This is a genomic window from Mesorhizobium sp. M5C.F.Ca.IN.020.32.2.1 (assembly GCF_004023105.1).
Taxonomy (GTDB): domain Bacteria; phylum Pseudomonadota; class Alphaproteobacteria; order Rhizobiales; family Rhizobiaceae; genus Mesorhizobium; species Mesorhizobium wenxiniae.
Genome location: NZ_RZSX01001592.1, coordinates 1 through 569, shown reverse-complemented (window position 1 = coordinate 569; position 569 = coordinate 1). Strand labels below are relative to the sequence as shown.

At 64.3% G+C, this 569-nt stretch carries 1 protein-coding gene; it reads right to left on the bottom strand.

The window, feature by feature from the left end:
- Window positions 1–110: 110 nt before the first annotated feature.
- The coding region (locus tag EOA86_RS37640) for a DUF2778 domain-containing protein (RefSeq protein ID WP_164892456.1) at window positions 111–569 on the bottom strand (459 nt) is incomplete at its 5' end.

Below are 569 nucleotides of genomic sequence, written 5' to 3'. Positions count from 1 at the left end.
GAGATGTCCGGCAGGACAGAGGGGGCGCGAAGGATCGCTACAGAGCGGCTTTCATTCTGCGCCGCTGCTGGTCTACGCGCCGTGCCCTTCCGACTGCATCTGCGACCTGGTTAGCCGCGCACGACGAGGCGTTTGATCTTGCCTTTCTTGAAGGCGTCGAGGAAACGGGCATAGTCCTTGAAAGCGACGCAGCCGCTCGATTCCGCGCGGCCGCCGCGCAGCAGGTAGGTATGGGCAAGAAAGCCGTCGCGGCCGTACTTGTTCTTGCCATCGACGGGAATGAGACGCAGCGCCTCCACCCCATGGAAGCGCGATTCGCGCAGCCTCAAATCGTAGGTGTGGGGCGGTGTCGGGCCGACATTCTTCAGGTTGGCGTAGCGCGGCTGGTCGGCCATCGAGCCCCGTCCCGAATGCGCCTCGAGCCGCGAACCGTCCGGCATATAGACGGTTTTCGCCGAGATGTCGTAGACGGCGACGCCGCTGCCCATACTGGGCTTGTTAAACAGGTTGCGGAAGACCCCGCCGCCCGCCGGGCTGTCGGGTTTGGCATAGGCCAGCATGTCTGCGGC